The sequence below is a fragment of the Streptomyces sp. NBC_00659 genome (assembly GCF_036226925.1).
GTDB lineage: Bacteria > Actinomycetota > Actinomycetes > Streptomycetales > Streptomycetaceae > Streptomyces.
Map to the genome: position 1 here is coordinate 8,755,091 of NZ_CP109031.1, position 14,126 is coordinate 8,769,216.

At 70.8% G+C, this 14,126-nt stretch carries 13 protein-coding genes; 9 read left to right on the forward strand and 4 right to left on the reverse strand.

Going from position 1 to position 14,126, the window contains the following annotated elements; all coding sequences use genetic code 11:
- Window positions 1-153: 153 nt before the first annotated feature.
- Together OG410_RS38240 and OG410_RS38245 are read left to right on the forward strand one after the other, a co-directional pair.
- On the forward strand, window positions 154-753 hold the full coding sequence (locus tag OG410_RS38240; protein ID WP_329303353.1) for an isochorismatase family protein: 600 nt from the start codon (window positions 154-156) through the stop codon (window positions 751-753).
- 10 nt (window positions 754-763) lie between these two features.
- Window positions 764-1,675 carry a GlxA family transcriptional regulator gene (locus OG410_RS38245; protein ID WP_329303354.1) on the forward strand — a complete coding sequence of 304 codons (912 nt, stop codon included), beginning with the start codon at window positions 764-766 and terminating at the stop codon, window positions 1,673-1,675.
- Between the two features lie 17 nt (window positions 1,676-1,692).
- Here the strand turns inward: OG410_RS38245 and nhaA are convergent, their stop codons facing one another.
- Window positions 1,693-3,594, reverse strand: coding sequence for a Na+/H+ antiporter NhaA (nhaA, locus tag OG410_RS38250; protein ID WP_329303355.1), 1,902 nt, complete (start codon window positions 3,592-3,594; stop codon window positions 1,693-1,695).
- 291 nt (window positions 3,595-3,885) lie between these two features.
- On the opposite strand from nhaA, the gene OG410_RS38255 reads away from it, so the two are divergent.
- From OG410_RS38255 to OG410_RS38265, 3 genes are all read left to right on the forward strand, one after another.
- Window positions 3,886-6,273, forward strand: coding sequence for an excinuclease ABC subunit UvrA (locus OG410_RS38255; RefSeq protein WP_329303356.1), 2,388 nt, complete (start codon window positions 3,886-3,888; stop codon window positions 6,271-6,273).
- Window positions 6,274-6,607: 334 nt separating this feature from the next.
- Window positions 6,608-6,934: a carboxymuconolactone decarboxylase gene (locus tag OG410_RS38260; RefSeq protein WP_326783754.1), complete on the forward strand. Its 327-nt coding sequence runs from the start codon at window positions 6,608-6,610 to the stop codon at window positions 6,932-6,934.
- A 193-nt stretch (window positions 6,935-7,127) separates the two neighbouring features.
- Window positions 7,128-7,328: a type II toxin-antitoxin system VapB family antitoxin gene (locus OG410_RS38265; protein WP_329303357.1), complete on the forward strand. Its 201-nt coding sequence runs from the start codon at window positions 7,128-7,130 to the stop codon at window positions 7,326-7,328.
- A gap of 67 nt (window positions 7,329-7,395) precedes the next feature.
- Here the strand turns inward: OG410_RS38265 and OG410_RS38270 are convergent, their stop codons facing one another.
- Window positions 7,396-8,016: a CGNR zinc finger domain-containing protein gene (locus tag OG410_RS38270; RefSeq protein ID WP_329303358.1), complete on the reverse strand. Its 621-nt coding sequence runs from the start codon at window positions 8,014-8,016 to the stop codon at window positions 7,396-7,398.
- Window positions 8,017-8,180: 164 nt separating this feature from the next.
- On the opposite strand from OG410_RS38270, the gene OG410_RS38275 reads away from it, so the two are divergent.
- Both OG410_RS38275 and OG410_RS38280 read left to right on the forward strand, forming a co-directional pair.
- Window positions 8,181-8,924: a metallophosphoesterase gene (locus tag OG410_RS38275; protein ID WP_329303359.1), complete on the forward strand. Its 744-nt coding sequence runs from the start codon at window positions 8,181-8,183 to the stop codon at window positions 8,922-8,924.
- Window positions 8,925-8,950: 26 nt separating this feature from the next.
- Complete coding sequence (locus tag OG410_RS38280) at window positions 8,951-9,571, forward strand: LysE family translocator (RefSeq protein WP_329303360.1); 621 nt, start codon at window positions 8,951-8,953, stop codon at window positions 9,569-9,571.
- A 63-nt stretch (window positions 9,572-9,634) separates the two neighbouring features.
- Here OG410_RS38280 and OG410_RS38285 read toward each other — a convergent pair whose 3' ends face one another.
- Both OG410_RS38285 and OG410_RS38290 read right to left on the reverse strand, forming a co-directional pair.
- Window positions 9,635-10,060: an organic hydroperoxide resistance protein gene (locus tag OG410_RS38285; RefSeq protein ID WP_329303361.1), complete on the reverse strand. Its 426-nt coding sequence runs from the start codon at window positions 10,058-10,060 to the stop codon at window positions 9,635-9,637.
- Between the two features lie 93 nt (window positions 10,061-10,153).
- Window positions 10,154-11,614, reverse strand: a complete 1,461-nt coding sequence (locus OG410_RS38290; protein WP_329303362.1) for a DHA2 family efflux MFS transporter permease subunit — start codon at window positions 11,612-11,614, stop codon at window positions 10,154-10,156.
- A 250-nt stretch (window positions 11,615-11,864) separates the two neighbouring features.
- Between OG410_RS38290 and OG410_RS38295 the strand changes: the two genes are divergently transcribed.
- Together OG410_RS38295 and OG410_RS38300 are read left to right on the forward strand one after the other, a co-directional pair.
- A complete protein-coding gene (locus tag OG410_RS38295; RefSeq protein ID WP_329303363.1) occupies window positions 11,865-12,482 on the forward strand; it encodes a TetR/AcrR family transcriptional regulator in 618 nt (205 codons plus the stop codon).
- 215 nt (window positions 12,483-12,697) lie between these two features.
- The gene (locus OG410_RS38300) at window positions 12,698-14,104 is read left to right on the forward strand and encodes an FG-GAP-like repeat-containing protein (protein ID WP_329303364.1); all 1,407 of its coding nucleotides are present in this window, start codon (window positions 12,698-12,700) and stop codon (window positions 14,102-14,104) included.
- Window positions 14,105-14,126 lie beyond the last annotated feature (22 nt).

Here is a 14,126-nt window from a genome sequence, read left to right on the forward strand (position 1 = left end):
CATGTTCATGGGTCCTGTTCATGTGCTCAGGCATATATCCAGTCATGTGTCTGTCCCCCTCGGACGGACGGACGGGCGGACGTGACCGGATCGGTCCGCTCCCGGACCCGATGAGGTCTGTCCCCGTGGCGCGTGCCCGGCCAGAGTGGGGACATGACCCGAGCACTGATCGTCATCGACGTCCAGGAATCCTTCCGTGCCCACCCCCTGTGGGACACCATCTCCAACCCGAAGATCACCGACCAGGTGGACCGGCTCGTCCGGCTCGCCCGCCGTGCCGGCGACACGGTGGTGTGGGTGCTGCACACGGAGCCCGGCAGCGGCGACGTCTTCGACCCCGCCCTCGGCCATGTCCGGCTGATGGACGAGCTCGAGCGCCGGGACGGGGAGCCGCTGATCCACAAGACCTCGCACAACGCCTTCACCACCACCAACCTCCAGCAGCTCCTCACCGAACGCGGTGTCCGCGAGCTCACGGTCTGCGGTATCCGGACCGAACAGTGTGTGGAGACCACCACCCGCCTCGCCAGTGACCTCGGCTACCAGGTCACCTTCGTCTCCGACGCCACCGCCACCAACCCCGTCCCGCACCGCGACGCCCCCGCCGGGCAGAGCGTGGCGGAACTCCTCGCGGACCCCCGCACCCTCGGCGCCGAGGACGTCATCAGGCGCACCGAGTACGCCCTGGCCGGACGCTTCGCCACGATTGCCACCGTCGACGATCTGGAGACCGCCGCCGCGTCTCGGGCATGATGACCGGATCGTGAGCCACATCGTCTTCTTCCTGGTGCCCGGAGTCCATCTGCTGGACCTGGCCGGCCCCGCGCAGGTCTTCTCCACGGCCGACGACTTCGGGCACCCCTACACCCTCGGCTACGTCGCCGAGGGGCCGCGGATCGTCACCGCCCAGGGGCTGCCGCTGGTGACCACGCCCGACTGGCCCGAGCTCGGCCCCGAGGACCTGATCGTCGTACCCGGCTGGCGCGCGCTCACCCTCGGCGACGGCCCTCCCATCGGTGGGGCGACCCTGCAGGTCCTGCGGGACCACCACGCGCGGGGCGGCACCGTGGCCAGTGTCTGCGCGGGAGCGGACGCGCTCGGCCGGGCCGGACTGCTCGACGGACGACGCTGCACCACCCACCACGACGTCCAGGACGAACTCGCCCACCGCTACCCCCGGGCGACCGTTGTCCGCGACGTCCTGTACACGGAGGACGACCGGGTCGTCACCTCGGCGGGCATCGCCAGCGGGATCGATCTCGCCCTGCACCTGATCGCCACCCGGCACGGCCCGGCGGTCGGCGCGCAGGTGGCCCGGGACATGGTCGTCTACGCGCGGCGCAACGGCCACGAACCCCAGGCCAGCGCGATGCTCCGGCACCGGTCCCACCTCGACGACACCGTCCACCGTGCCCAGGACCTGCTCGACGCCCGCTTCGACCGGCCGGTGCCCCTGCCCGAACTGGCCGCGGCCGTCGGCGTCAGCGAACGCACCCTCACCCGCCTCTTCGCCCGCGCGACGCAGGGCCTCACACCGCTGCGCTACCAGCAGTCCCTGCGGCTGGAGCGCGCCGAGCACCTCATCAGCCACGGCGTGACCCTCGACGCCGCCGCCCGCGCCGTGGGCTTCGAGGACGCCCGCATGCTGCGCCGCCTGCGAGCCCGCGCGGCCTGAACCGGATCCGGCGGCCCTCAGGTCTCCTGGCCCGCTCCGGTGAGCGTCGTCCGCTGGCGCGCGGCGCGCACGGCCGCCGTCAGGGAGGCGATGTCGTAGGCGCCGTAGTGACGGCGGCCGTTGACGAAGAACGTCGGTGTGCCCGAGACACCGCTGAGATCGGCCGACTCGACGTCCATGGCCACCCGGGCCGCGCCCGCTCCGTCCCTGAGGTCCTCGCGGAAGCGGCCGCTGTCGAGGCCGAGCCGGACGGCGTACCGGAACAGGTCCTTCGGCCCCAGGTCGCCCTGGTGTCCCATGAGGAGGTCGTGCATCTCCCAGTAGCGGTTCTGGCGGGCCGCGGCCTCGGCGGCCTGCGCGGCGAGCTGGGCGTTGGGGTGCACATCGGTGAGCGGCAGGTGGCGCCACACATAGCGGACGTCCCCGAAGTCGGAGAGCAGTTCGCGCACCACGGACTCGGCCAGGCCGCAGTAGGGACACTCGAAGTCCCCGTACTCCACGAGAGTCACCGGCGCGTCGAGCGGCCCGCGCACATGGTCGCGCTCCACGTCGACGGGCTCGCTCAGATCGACGATCGTCTGGCCGGTGCCGAGGAGGGCCTGCGCGCGCGAGCGCGCGGTGAGCCTGCCGATCACCAGGGTGACGACCCAGGTGAGGAGGAACGAGCCCGCGACCGCGGCCAGAATGCCGATCTTCGCCTGCTCCAGCCGGTCGCCGTCGAAGGCCAGCGACGCGATCAGCAGCGCCACGGTGAAGCCCACGCCGGCCAGGGTGCCGCCCGCGGTGATGGCGCCCCAGCCCACGGGCGGGTGCAGCCGTCCCCGGCCGGCGCGCGTGGTGAGCCAGGTGCCGCCGATGATGCCGACGGGCTTGCCGAGCAGGTAGCCGAAGAAGATGCCGAGGGTGACCGGCGAGGTGAAGGCGTCGGCCAGCTGACCGGCGCTCAGGGTGATGCCGGCGTTGGCCAGGGCGAAGAGCGGAACGATCACGTAACTGGTCCAGGGGTGGAACATCTGCTGGAGCCGCTCGTTCGGCGAGAGCGTCGAGGCGAGACCACGGCGCACCGTGCGCTCCAGCTCCGGCGTCGGCTGTTCGCGAAAACGCCGGAACAGCCGGCTGGCGTGCTCCAGATCGCTGCGCTCGGCCGCGTACGCGTAGGTCAGCATGCCCATCGCGAGCCCCGTCACCACGGGGTCGACGCCCGACTTCAGGAGCGCCACCCAGATCGCCACGCCCAGGACGCCGTACAGGGACGGAACCCGGGCGCCGATCGTGCGCCGCAGCAGCAGGACGACCACGAACAGGGCGAGCGCCGTCAGCAGCGCGGGCACCTTGATGGTGTCGCTGTAGGCGAAGACGACGATGGCCAGGGCCAGGAAGTCGTCCACGACGGCGATGGCGAGCATGAAGACCCGAAGAGTGCCGGGCAGACGGGAGCCGAAGACGGCGAGCATGCCCAGGGCGAAGGCGGTGTCCGTCGACATGGCGGCACCCCAGCCGTGCGCCGCCGAGCCATGGCCCGAGGTGATGGCCAGGTACACGACGACGGGGACGACCATGCCGCAGAGTCCCGCCAGGAGCGGCAGGGTGACCCGGCGCCGCTCGCGCAGCTCGCCCAGGTCGAACTCGCGCCGCGCCTCCAGACCGACGACGAAGAAGAACAGCGTCATCAGTCCGCTGTTCACCCACTCGCGCAGGTCCAGCGACACTCCGCCCGACCCGACGCGGATCGACAGCTCCGTGCTCCACACCCTCTCGTACGCGTCAGGACCGATGTTGGCCCAGGCCAGCGCCAGCAGGGCGGCGGCGAGCAGCACGGCGGCGCTGCCGGTCTCCGTCCGCAGGAACGCGTGCAGCGGACTGCGAGCGCGGTTGCCGCACTGCGTCCGGCCGGACATGGGCGACGTGTCGGAAGGCATGGTCACTCTCCGATTCTCGCCCCGGACCCGGAACTTCCCCAGACGACCGCCGATCCGACCGGTCAGGATTCGAGAAGCGCCGGGGGTCCCGCCTCGCCTAGCGTGGCGCACGGAGGCCGTCACCCCACGTCGGCCGGCACCGCCGACGACGTACGCCGTGGAGGGTGCCCGCGTCCGCGCGGACGGAGTCGGCGAAGGTGGACCCGGCGCGCCGCGCGAAGCTGGTTGGATCGAGGCAGGCGATGCCGGCGGAGACCGCGAAGGCGGCCCCGCCCGACAGATGGAGACACGATGAGCAAGGCCACGAGGACGGACCCGCGGCCGTCCGCGCCGCATGGTGCCGACAGCCACGATCTGATCCGCGTGCTCGGCGCGCGCGAGAACAATCTCAAGGACGTCAGCATCGAGATCCCGAAGCGCCGGCTGACGGTGTTCACCGGCGTGTCCGGCTCGGGCAAGAGCTCCCTGGTGTTCAACACGATCGCCGCCGAGTCGCAGCGGCTGATCAACGAGACCTACAGCAGCTTCGTGCAGGGTTTCATGCCCACGCTGGCCCGGCCCGAGGTCGACGTCCTCGAAGGTCTGACCACCGCGATCATCGTCGACCAGCAGCGGATGGGCGCCGACCCCCGGTCCACGGTCGGTACCGCCACCGACGCCAACGCGATGCTGCGCATCCTGTTCAGCAGGCTCGGCACGCCGCACATCGGGCCGCCCAGCGCGTACGCGTTCAACGTCCCCTCGGTCAGCGCGAGCGGTGCCATCACGGTGGAGCGCGGTGCCAAGAAGGCGGTGAAGGCGACCTTCAACCGCACCGGCGGCATGTGCCCGCGCTGCGAGGGCCGGGGCGCGGTCTCCGACATCGACCTCACCCAGCTCTACGACGACTCCAAGTCCCTCGACGAGGGTGCGATCACCATCCCCGGCTACGGCTCGGACGGCTGGAACATGCGCCTCTACAAGGAGTCGGGCTTCGTCGACCCGGACAAGCCGATCCGCAAGTACACGAAGAGGGAGCTGCACGACTTCCTCCATCACGAGCCGACCCGGATGAAGATCGCGGGCATCAATATGACCTACGAGGGGCTGATCCCGCGGATCCAGAAGTCGATGCTCTCCAAGGACAAGGAGGCGATGCAGCCGCACATCCGGGCGTTCGTGGACCGGGCCGTCACCTTCACCGCCTGCCCCGAGTGCGAGGGCACCAGGCTCAGCGAGGGCGCCCGTTCGTCGAAGATCAAGCGGATCAGCATCGCCGACGCCTGCGCGATGCAGATCAGTGATCTGGCCGAATGGGTCCGCGGTCTCGACGAGCCCTCGGTCGCGCCCCTGCTCTCCGCGGTCCAGCAGACTCTCGACTCGTTCGTGGAGATCGGCCTCGGCTACCTCGCGCTGGACCGCCCGGCGGGCACGCTGTCCGGCGGTGAGGCGCAGCGCGTCAAGATGATCCGCCACCTCGGCTCCTCGCTCACCGACGTCACCTACGTCTTCGACGAGCCCACCGCCGGTCTGCACCCCCATGACATCCAGCGGATGAACGATCTCCTGCTGCGGCTGCGGGACAAGGGGAACACCGTGCTCGTCGTGGAGCACAAGCCGGAGACCATCGTGATCGCCGACCACGTCGTCGACCTCGGCCCCGGGGCCGGGACGGGCGGCGGCTCCGTCTGCTTCGAGGGCACGGTGGAGGAACTGCGCAAGGGCGACACCGTCACCGGCCGCCACTTCGACGACCGGGCCCAGGTCAAGGAGACATCGCGCGAGCCCACCGGCACGCTGGAGATCCGCGGCGCGTCGGCGAACAACCTGCGGGACGTGGACGTCGACATCCCGCTCGGAGTGCTGGTCGTCATCACCGGGGTCGCGGGCTCCGGCAAGAGCTCCCTGGTGCACGGGTCCATCCCGGCCGGCGAGGGCGTGGTGTCGGTCGACCAGGCGCCGATCCGCGGTTCCCGGCGGAGCAACCCGGCGACGTACACCGGTCTGCTCGACCCGATCCGCAAGGCCTTCGCGAAGGCCAACGACGTGAAGCCGGCGCTGTTCAGCGCCAACTCCGAGGGTGCCTGCCCCACCTGCAACGGCGCCGGTGTCATCTACACGGACCTGGCCATGATGGCCGGCGTCGCCACCACCTGCGAGGACTGCGAGGGCAAGCGGTTCGACGCCTCGGTCCTGGAGTACCACCTCGGTGGCCGCGACATCAGCGAGGTCCTCGCGATGTCGGTGGACGAGGCCGGGGAGTTCTTCGGCGCCGGTGAGGCGCACACGCCGGCCGCGCAGCGGATTCTCTCGCGGCTCGCCGACGTCGGACTCGGCTATCTCACCCTCGGCCAGCCGCTCACGACCCTGTCCGGCGGCGAGCGGCAGCGGCTCAAGCTCGCCACGCACATGGCCGACAAGGGCGGTGTGTACGTCCTCGACGAGCCGACCACGGGCCTGCACCTGGCCGACGTCGAGCAGTTGCTCGGACTGCTCGACCGGATCGTCGACTCGGGCAAGTCGGTCATCGTCGTCGAGCACCACCAGGCGGTCATGGCACACGCCGACTGGATCATCGACCTCGGCCCCGGAGCCGGCCACGACGGCGGCCGGCTCGTGTTCGAGGGCACCCCGGCCGACCTCGTCGCCGCCCGCTCCACCCTCACCGGCGAACACCTGGCGGCGTACGTCGGCGCCTGACGCGGCCCGCACCGCCGCGTGGGACGGGTCCCGGCCGCTGCCGGAACCCGTCCCCACGCGGCGCCTTCGGCCAGGGACGCACGACGGCGTGCCGATGGTGATCCGATGAGCGCCGGACGCCGAACAGCACCTGCCCCGACCGCAGGTGGCGACCCGGCCGGGAACGTACGGAGCCGGGACGGGCTCCGGTCCGGTCAGGACGGGCGTGCCCTGCCCCGACGGCTCCGCGCGCGCCCGGCCCGGATCGCACCTACGGTTGACGCACACCGCGTGCCCGGGGACAGCGACTCCCCGGCCCGCGGCGCCCTGTCACCGCATCAGGAGGCCGGCCCCCATGAGCACAGCATCCGACACCCCCGTCCTGGACACCATCGCCGCCATGACCGTCGACTCCCTCGAGCGGTGCGAACTGCCCCCGGACCAGCTCCTCCTCACGCGCATCGCCGCGCTCGCGGCGTCGGACGCGCCTCCGATCTCCTACCTCGCGCACATCGAGCCCGCCATCCAGGCCGATCTGACCATGGCTCAGGTCCAGGACGTCCTGGTGGCCATCGCGCCCATCGTGGGCACGGCCCGTGTCATGACGGCGGCCGGCAACATCGCCGCCGCGTTCGGCCTCGCGATCGCGGTGGCCGAACAGGAGATCGAGGCCAAGGGCTAGGCCCCGCCGCTCCGCCCGGATACCCCGCCGCTCGCTGCCGTGACCGCGCGACCCCGCCGGCTCGCGGATCCGACCTTCCCGGTGCCACGGGTGCCCCGCGGCAGGCGCACCACGCGGTCACCGGGACGGCCGTGCGTCTCGAGTCGCTGCTGTGCGGCTGTTAGAGTCCCGGACCGACGGAGGGGGACCGCTCGTGGCCAAGGTCAACATCAGTCTCGATGCCGAACTCGTGGTGGAAGTCATGGTTCTGGCCGGGGTCGGCTCGCCCCAGGACGCCGTCGAAGCGGTCGTGCGTGACTACATCGCCCAGGGACATCGCACCGAGGCACGCACCGAACTCAAAGACCAGAGCCTGCGCGAGGTCGAGGTCAAACCGCAGGAGCCTCAAGGCTGACCACTGTGATCGCGTGACGTCGCTCCAGCTCCGTCGGCACGCGTCCAGGCATCAGGGCAGGTGGCGGTCAGGACGGGGTGGAACCATCATCGGTGGCCACGCGTTGACGCCGGTAGTGGCGAGCTGCTCGGGCACGGTTTCCGCACGACGGTTTGCACCATTCCTGCCGGCCGTGGCTCTTGACGAAGTAGCGCACGCAACGTGGCGCGGAGCAGGCTCGTAGTTGCATGCGCTGCGGGCCGCTCAGGAAGTCGATGGCGGCGCGGGCCAGGGCTGCCACGAGTCGAACCTTTGGGTCGTTCTCCGCCGACAGCAGACGGGCTGTGGGGGCACCACCGTCCGGCGGCCAGTCCATCTGCGGGACGACCGCATCACGGGCGGCAACCGTGTTGAGGTGGGCCAATGCCTGGTCGGCCGACATCAGTCGGCGGGCGTCCGCCGAGCTGGGGGGAGCGGGACTGACCGCCCGGGCGAACAGTGCCCGGACAGCCCGCCGTAGTTCGATGATCTCAACCCTGAGGTCGTCGTCCGCGGCCATTTCCCCGGCCGGGACATGGCCGGCCAGCAGGTCGGCCTGCGCCTGAATCCAGCGGGTTGCTTCGTGTGCCGTGCCGAGGTCGTCGGTGACGCCACCGTCCCCGTCGTGGCGGATCGTACTCGCCAGTTCCAGTGCCAGCCAGCGCTCCATCGGTCTCTCTCCCTCCGCCCGGTCGTCAACCACTTGATCACATTCCTGCGCACACCCTAGAGTCTCTAACGGAAAAACAAAAACTTCCGTTAGATGTCGGGTGGGGGTGACATCCCGCCTCGATGTGCACCGGCGGCCGGAGCCGCCATGGGAGGGGACAGAGAATGACGGTTCTGCTTGCCCAGATCAGTGACCTGCACCTGGACGGCAGCGAGAGGGCCACACGGCGCGCCGGCCGCGTCATGGACTACCTGCGAGCCCTGCCGCACCCGGTCGATGCGGTCCTGGTCACCGGGGACATCGCTGATCACGGTGAGGAAGCCGAATACGAGGAAGCGGCCCGCATCCTGTTGGCCCCCTTCCCCGTGCTCACCTGCCCCGGCAACCACGACGTGCGTCCGGCCTACCGCAAGGCCCTGCTCGGAGAGGCACCCGACCACGGGCCCGTCAACCGGATCCACCACATCGCCGGGACCGCCATCCTGATGTGCGACTCCACCATCCCCGGCCGCGACGAGGGGCGCCTCGACGCCCAGACGCTCGACTGGATCGACACCCAACTCACCGGGCTACCGCAGGACACCCCGGCGCTGATCGCGTTCCACCAGCCGCCGGTCGAACTCCACCACCCCCTGCCCGACTCCGGAATGCTCGATCAGCCCGGGCGACTGGCCGCCCTGCTGGAGGCACACCCGCAGGTTGTCGCTGTCCTTACCGGACACGCCCACACCGCAGCCGCCTCGACCTTCGCCGCCCGTCCCCTGATCGTCGGGCCGGCCGTCACCTGGACCCTGCGCATGCCCTGGGAAGGCGACCATCCTGCAGACCGCGACCAACCGCCCGGCCTCGCCTTCCACATCCTGGGCAACGGCCAGCGCCTGACCACCCACTACCGCGTCGTGCTCTGACCCCGCCTGCCCGCCCCGGAGACGTCATGGTCCACCCCTACGCCATCCTCGGGTTCCTGGCGGCGGTCCTTCCCCTGGTCGCCACCCCCGGAGCCAGCCTGACCCTTCTGGTCCAGCACGTCACCGACAACGGCCGCCGCCAGGCCCTTCCCGTCATCCTCGGTACAGCCACCGGCCTGTACATCCACGCCACCTTCGCCATAGCCGGCTTGTCGGCCCTGGTCATGCACTCCAGCCAGGCCTTCACAGCCGTCAAGCTCATCGGCGCGGCCTACCTCGTCGGGCTGGGCATATGGACATGGCGATCCGCCACGGCATCGGCGCGTGCTCCCGCCCGCCGGCATCCGCCAGTGCGGTCGGACTCCGTCTACACCCAAGCCCTGCTCGCCAACGTCCTCAACCCGAAGGCGGCCTCCATCTACTTGACTCTCGTTCCCCAGTTCATCGAAGCCGATCACTCCTTCGACGGTCAGATCCTTACCCTGGCCACCGCCCACGCGCTGCTGATGACGCTCTGGCTCCTCGCCTGGACCGTCATCATCCGGCGTGCCTCACGAAGCCTGCAGAAGCCCCGCTTCAAGCGCACGGCCGCCAGGATCACGGCCGTGGTGTTCGTCGCCCTCGGGATCCGAACCGCCGCGACGTAGGCCGGGACGGGCGAAGACCCCGCCGTCGGAAGTCGTACCGGTACGGGGTCTTCGTGGCGCGGGTCAGGCCGTCCTGATCGTGACCTCGATGTCGCCCCGGGTCACCTTGGAGTAGGGGCAGATCTCGTCCGCCTTCTCCACCAGGGTCCTGGCGGTGGCCTTGTCGACCGAGGGGATGTGCGCGGTGAGCTCGGCGACGATGCCGAATCCGGCGTCGTTGCGGCCGATGCCGACGCGGGCCGTCACGCTGGAACCGGTGATGTCGATCTTCTGCATCCGGGCGACGATCCCGATCGAGGCGTGGAAACACGCGCTGTAACAGGCGGCGAAGAGCTGCTCGGGATTGGTGCCGCCGCCCGTGCCGCCCAGTTCCTTGGGCTGGCTGACGACGATGTCGAGCTTGCCGTCCTCGGTGGAGATGCGGCCCTCTCGGCCGCCCTCGGCGGTGGCGACTGCGGTGTAGAGAGCATCACTGGGCTTGATGGGCATCTCTTGCGTACCTTCCGTCGGTTTCGTGTGTACCTGGACCGGATGGACGGCTGCCCGAGCGGGCGGCATCCGGCGCGCGCCGTTCCTCGGAGGTCAGTCGGTTCCCGGGGTCGTCCCGGCCGGCCGCGTGGCACCGGGCGCAGCGCCCTGGGCGGGCCGCTCCTGGGCCGCGGCGGGCGGAGCCTTGATGACGAGCCCGAGGCCCGCCAGCCCTGACAGGACCGTGACGATGGAGCAGAAGAGCAGGACGTGCCCGTAGTCGGAGGCATCCGAGTTCGTCCCGCCGAGAAGCGTGGCCAGCGTCGCGATACCGAAGGCGCCGCCGACCTGACGGGCCGTCTGGTTGAGCCCGGTCGCCGCCGCGAAGCGCAGCGGGGAGACCGAGAGCGCGGCGGCGGTCGACGTGCCCGTGGTGATCGCGCCCATGCCCGCGCCCGCCAGGATGCCGGTGGGCAGCCAGTAGCCGAGGAAGTTCGGCTCGTCGGGCAGGGTGAAGGCGAGGAAGAAACCGGTGCCCGCGAGGACGGCCGCGCCGGCCACCACGACGGCCCGCGGGCCGTACTTCGTCTGGATCCCGCCCGAGTACAGAGCCACCAGCGTCGCCGCGAAGGCGCCCGGGGTCACCGCCAGGCCCGCCTTCAGTTCCGACCAGTGCCAGACCGAGGTGACGTACAGGACGCCGACCAGGAGCCAGGCGAACAGGCAGGCACCGTAGAAGAAGACGGACAGGTTCGCCAGGGCGAAGGTCCGGCTGCGCCAGAGGCCGGTCTCCACGGCGGGGGCCTCGTGGGTCCGCGAGCGCAGCAGGGTGACCGCCATGGCGACGACGCCTCCGGCCAGGCAGCTCACCGTCGCCGCGTCGCCCCAGCCCCAGTCCTCGCCCTTGGAGATGCCGAGGCCGAGCAGGCCGATGCCGAGCCCGAGCAGGACGGTCCCGATCAGGTCCGGAACCTTGCTGCCCTCCGGGCGGGAAGTCCGGGGAACGATGTGCGCGCGGAGCAGGAGCAGCAGGCCGAACGGCACGTTGATCAGGAACAGCGACCGCCAGCCGAGGGTGTCGACCAGGACTCCGCCGATCGACGGGCCCACCGCGGCGGCGAACGCGGAGGCCGCGCTCCACTTGCCGATCGCGGCCCGGCGATCCTCGGGCGGCGTGTCCATCAGGACGATGGCGAGAGACGCCGGGATCATCGCGGCGGCTCCGGCGCCCTGGAAGGCCCGGGCGGTCAGCAGGACGGGGAGATTCGGAGCCAGCGCGCACATCAGGGACATCGCGGTGAAGACGGCGATCCCTGCGGTGAACAGGGAACGCCGGCCGATCACGTCCGCGAGTCGGCCCGCCGGCGCCAGCAGGGCGGCGAACACCGTGGCGTACGCGGTGATCACCCACGACAGGTCCGCCAGGGCGGAACCCTCGAAGTCCTTGTGCAGATCAGGGATGGCCAGATTGACGATCGTCACGTCGAGGACGGCCAGGAAGGTCGCACTCGACGCGAGGAGTAACAGGGGCATGTACCCCCGCCCGGCAGCCGCTTCGGCGGGCCCAGCGCTCATCGCTTACACCTCCAACATACCGATGGTTGGAATGTATCTGCGTGGGTTCTCGACCGTCAATCGGGTTGTCGCCGAGCGCTGCCAACTCGTCGCTCATCATCAACTTGGGATTGGCACCCCTGGGGCCGATGTCACATTCCAACCGATGGTATGTTAATGGGTCCAGGCTCGGTGAACTCTCGGTATGAGGGGGAGACGCTAAGATCGAACGGTGGATGTTTTCGCGGGGGCAGGAGGGCGGGTCGGATCCATGGGCAGTCAGCAGCGAGTGCGCCGATCGCAGGAAGAGCGTTCGCGGACGACGACGAACGAACTCCTCTCCGCCGCTCGTAAGCTCTTCGCCAGGGACGGGTACACCGCTACCTCGCTCGATGCGATCTGCGAGGAGATCGGGGCGAGCAAGGGCGCGCTCTACCACCACTTCAAGAACAAGCGAGACCTGTTCCGCGCCGTCTACGAGGCGGAGGAGAACCGGCTGTCGAGCGCGATCGCGCAGACGTTCACCCTCCACGAGGACCCCTGGGACGGTCTGTACGAGGGCATGCGTGAATTCCTGGTCATGTCGATGGAGCCGAGCACGCAGCGCATCACCCTCATCGACGCGCCGGGGGCCTTGGGCTGGGCGGAGATGCGGGCGATCCGCTCGGACTGCCGGCGCATGATCGCCTACGGTCTCGGTCAGCTCCTCGGCAGGGACCGTTCCCGCGCCGAAGTGACCGCCGTCGCCTCCATGGTGCACGGTGCCGCCTGCGAGAGCGCGGTCGCGCTGGCCCACGCCGACGGTGACGCGGACGAACTGCTCGAAGCCACGCTGCGCCAGTTCCGCCGGCTCTTCTCTTCCGTCGCCTCTTCCACCGACAAGGCCTGAAGACACTCCCGCCCGTCGGACCGGGTGGGAGAACCTTCCGGCCCGTCGGACCGGTACCGTGCGTGTCTTCCTCCCCTGGAACCGGCCGAAGGCTCGCGGCAAGGTGAATCCCAGGTGACGGGACGGCGTACAACCATGGGCGCCACGCGCGGGTCTTGTGGGGTACCGGGCGTCGGGACGCCCGTCGCGCGATCACCGTCCTTAAGGGGTCTGCCTTGTCCTCACGAAAGCTCCGCCTGCCGGTGGCCGCAGCGGCCGCCGTCGTCCTGTCCGCCACGGGCGCCGCCCCCGTCGTGGCCTCCCCGGGGAACGCGTCCTCGGGTGCCCCCATCGCCGCCGCACCCGGGTCGGCGCGGGCCGACTTCGACGGTGACGGATACCCCGACGTGGCGATCGGCGCCCCCGGCGGCACCGTCAACGGGCGGGCCGGCGCGGGATACTTCACCGTCGTCTACGGCATGGGCCAGGGCCCCGACGGCGTCAAGCGCCAGGTGATCAGCCAGAACCGCTACGGAATCCCCGGTACGGCGGAGGCCGGTGACCGCTTCGGCAGCGACCTCACCGCGGCGGACCTGGACGGTGACGGTTACACCGACCTCGTCGTCGGATCTCCCGGCGAGGACGTCGGCGGCGCCCGTGACGTCGGACGGCGGACCGTGCTGTGGGGCAGCGTGGGCGGGCTCGTCGCCGCCGCCGTCGTCGGCGAGGGACGGGCGGCGACCCGGGCCGGTGACTTCGACGGGGACGGCCACCTGGACCTCGCGACGGCGTACGAGACGCGGTACGGGCCCATCAGCCGTACCGGTGTCCCGGCCCGCACCGGCCCCCTCGTGGACCTGGACGTCCGTGTCTACGCGATGGCGGCGGGCGACGTGGACGGCGACGGCAGGACCGACCTCGTCGTCAGCAGCGGATCGTGGGACTCCGACGACGGAGGTACGGTCCCGCCGCCCCGCCTGCAACTGCTGCGGGGTACCAAGGACGGCCTCGTGGCGGGCCCGCTCATCGCCGCCGCCGACACCGTGTCCGCGGACAGCATCGCCCTCGGGGACGTCGACCACGACGGACACCAGGACGTCGTCTTCGGCCGCAGTACCGCCACCGGCGGCGGGCTCGTCGGCGTGGTGCGGGGCACGGCGGACGGATTCGCGGCGCGGGCCACCCTGATCGGTCAGGACACTCCAGGAGTCCCCGGCACGGGGGAGAGCGGCGACCGCTTCGGCACCGACGTCTCCGTCGGCGATGTCACCGGTGACGGATACGCCGACGTCGTCGCCGGGCTGCCCGGCGAGGACCACGCCGGACGGACCGACGCCGGCACCTTCGCCGTCCTGCGCGGGAGCCGGACAGGCCTTTCGGGCAGCGCGGTCCAGGTCTTCAGCCAGAACACGGCCGGGGTGCCCGGCACGGCGGAGAGCGGCGACGCGTTCGGCGGCCGCACCGCCGTCGTCGGCGGCCACGTGGTCGTGTCGGCACCGAAGGAGAACGCCGGTTCCGGGGGCGTCTGGGTCTTCGCGGGTACGGCCTCGGGCATCACCGCGACCGGATCGGTGAGTTACGGGCCGCACACCCTCGCCGCGCCCGAGAGCGGCGCACAGCTGGGGGCCGCCTTCCAGCGCTGATTCCGCCCGCGCCGTCCCCGGC

Bases quoted from the DNA above. Each gene is read 5' to 3' on its own strand.
- OG410_RS38240 (WP_329303353.1), top strand. From the start codon at position 154: ATGACCCGAGCACTGATCGTCATCGACGTCCAGGAATCCTTCCGTGCC.
- nhaA (WP_329303355.1), bottom strand. From the start codon at position 3,594: ATGCCTTCCGACACGTCGCCCATGTCCGGCCGGACGCAGTGCGGCAAC.
- OG410_RS38255 (WP_329303356.1), top strand. From the start codon at position 3,886: ATGAGCAAGGCCACGAGGACGGACCCGCGGCCGTCCGCGCCGCATGGT.
- OG410_RS38260 (WP_326783754.1), top strand. From the start codon at position 6,608: ATGAGCACAGCATCCGACACCCCCGTCCTGGACACCATCGCCGCCATG.
- OG410_RS38270 (WP_329303358.1), bottom strand. From the start codon at position 8,016: ATGGAGCGCTGGCTGGCACTGGAACTGGCGAGTACGATCCGCCACGAC.
- OG410_RS38275 (WP_329303359.1), top strand. From the start codon at position 8,181: ATGACGGTTCTGCTTGCCCAGATCAGTGACCTGCACCTGGACGGCAGC.
- OG410_RS38280 (WP_329303360.1), top strand. From the start codon at position 8,951: ATGGTCCACCCCTACGCCATCCTCGGGTTCCTGGCGGCGGTCCTTCCC.
- OG410_RS38285 (WP_329303361.1), bottom strand. From the start codon at position 10,060: ATGCCCATCAAGCCCAGTGATGCTCTCTACACCGCAGTCGCCACCGCC.
- OG410_RS38290 (WP_329303362.1), bottom strand. From the start codon at position 11,614: ATGAGCGCTGGGCCCGCCGAAGCGGCTGCCGGGCGGGGGTACATGCCC.
- OG410_RS38295 (WP_329303363.1), top strand. From the start codon at position 11,865: ATGGGCAGTCAGCAGCGAGTGCGCCGATCGCAGGAAGAGCGTTCGCGG.